Annotated in this window: 2 protein-coding genes; both read left to right on the top strand. The window is 54.9% G+C overall.

Going from position 1 to position 2,026, the window contains the following annotated elements; translation table 11 throughout:
* Positions 1-224: hypothetical protein (locus RC85_RS28755; protein ID WP_238383235.1), on the top strand; the 224-nt coding region annotated here is incomplete at its 5' end.
* A gap of 5 nt (positions 225-229) precedes the next feature.
* Positions 230-418, top strand: coding sequence for a hypothetical protein (locus RC85_RS27295; RefSeq protein ID WP_149753393.1), 189 nt, complete (start codon positions 230-232; stop codon positions 416-418).
* The last annotated feature ends 1,608 nt before the right edge of the window (positions 419-2,026 follow it).

Raw genomic sequence — 2,026 nt, 5'->3', positions numbered from 1 at the left:
GGCACAACCAACGCACGACCAAAACCGCTTTGCCCCCAACGCTCGACCTACACCGAAGTGCCGACTGCCCTGCGGGGCATCAACCGACGCCCGAAGTCCAATGCTCAAACAAAGCCGAAGTGCCGGATGCACTGCGTGGCAACAACCAACGCCTGTATTTGAGCACTCGATTTGCTGCCCCTCGCCGAAACTTGTTTGACCAACGAAACTTTGCTACGATTTGAACTTGGTGATTGTCACCTACGTGGACGAAGTCCGCGCTGACGGGCGACATCGCAATGGTGTGTTGCGGATAACCATTGCATGCACCGGAGTGGCGGCCGCACACTTTTCTCTCTGCTTGCACGTCAAATCCCGCCACCTCGGTGATGCATACCGTTATCCGACTGAACTGGACATAACGCAATCTCCGCCGTGATTTACCACTTCCGATTGTGCACCACTCTGATCTTGATCGCAACGCTCGCGTTGTGCTGGCAGTCAAAACACTTTTTCACTGGTGTGTTTTTCTTCCCATTCACGTTCTTCCCCGTTCTGATTCACCTTATCGCGATAGCCGACTGGCCGTCACGCCTCGCCCAAGTCGCCCTATCGATCGGGACCGTAGGATTCTTCCTGTTTTTCGCCTTCATCTACCATGACGCCTTCTACGGAACACGGGATCCGCAAGGACCAATTGCTTTCATCTTTCTGGGACTAGTCGCAACACCTGTGATGCTAGTCATCTGGATGGTAGCTTGCGGTCTTGAAGGTTTTTCGCACAAACGGACGCTTAGCGGATAACCATTGCATGCACCGGAGTGGCGGCCGCACACTTTTCTCTCTGCTTGCACGTCAAATCCCGCCACCTCGGTGATGCATACCGTTATCCGAGCGGGTGCGCTGACGTCCGTGCTTGACTCAGATTCTCATCACTTTCTCTGACCCAATCCAACGCTGCCCTGCGGGGCACACTCAAAACTCGGACTTGCGGTAATCTTGGTTTTCCAATTCTGCGTCGTGTCAAATGCAAACAAACACACATTTTGCGACACCTTGGTCGTCCTGAATTAAACGGTCGAACACTTGCCAACGGTGTATACCGTTCCTTTGAGTCGGGAACCGATCGCTAAAATTTCCGTGGTTCCACATGCTGAACTTCGATACAATGCCCACTCTGATGTGCAAACATTGGATGGCGGCGTCCCGCCGTTTTTTTCCCCTCGCGGGGTTCATGCCGGCGACGTCCCGTCGTTATCTTCCGCTAGCGCGGCGGATGCCCGTTGGCTGCCGTCAATTTTCGGTCACTTTGTAACCCCAAACCCACGGATAACCAAGCGTTGCTGACGGAGCGGCGGTGGTTAGCTTTTTTTTCTGCTTGCACGTCTTAATCCGCCGCCCGCAGAACGCGGACGTTATCCGAGCAGATGCGCTGTCGTTCGTGCTTGGCTCCGATTCTCGCCATTTTGTCTGACTTGATTCAACGCTGCCCTGCGGGGCACAGATCGAACTCGGGCTTGCTGCACTCGCGACTGTATGTCGAATCGAAATTGACACAAACTCCCAACTACCTTGGCATCCTGGCTCCATGTCTTGAATGTACGCAAACGCCCTCCGCACCGAACTGTGAAAGTGAACACCTGCCTTTACACGATGCGAAACATTCCGAACTCCGATGCAATGATCACTCCAGTGGTCAAGTGCTTGATGGCGGCGTTCCGCCGTTGTCTTCCGCTCGCGCGGTGGAGACTGGCGACGTCCCGTCGTTGCTTTCCACTCGCGTGACGGATGCCCGCTGTCTGCCGTCAACTTTTGGTCACTTCGTAACCCAAACCGACGGATAACCAAGCGTTGCTGACGGAGCGGCGGTGGTCGGCTTGTTTTTCTGCTTGCACGTCTTAATCCGCCGCCCGCAGAACGCGGTCGTTATCCGACTGAAAACCCTCGATCCAACCAAGGTTGCACGTGCGCATCCTGACGTTCCTTTTCGTTGCCGCTGCATACATTGCTTGCATTGCGTGGCTCGTCCGCGACGCTAGGCGACGAG

The organism is Rubripirellula obstinata, from assembly GCF_001642955.1.
Classification (GTDB): Bacteria; Planctomycetota; Planctomycetia; order Pirellulales; family Pirellulaceae; genus Rubripirellula; species Rubripirellula obstinata.
The sequence above is the reverse complement of the archived record's forward strand: the minus strand, read 5'-3'. Positions and strand labels throughout refer to the sequence as shown.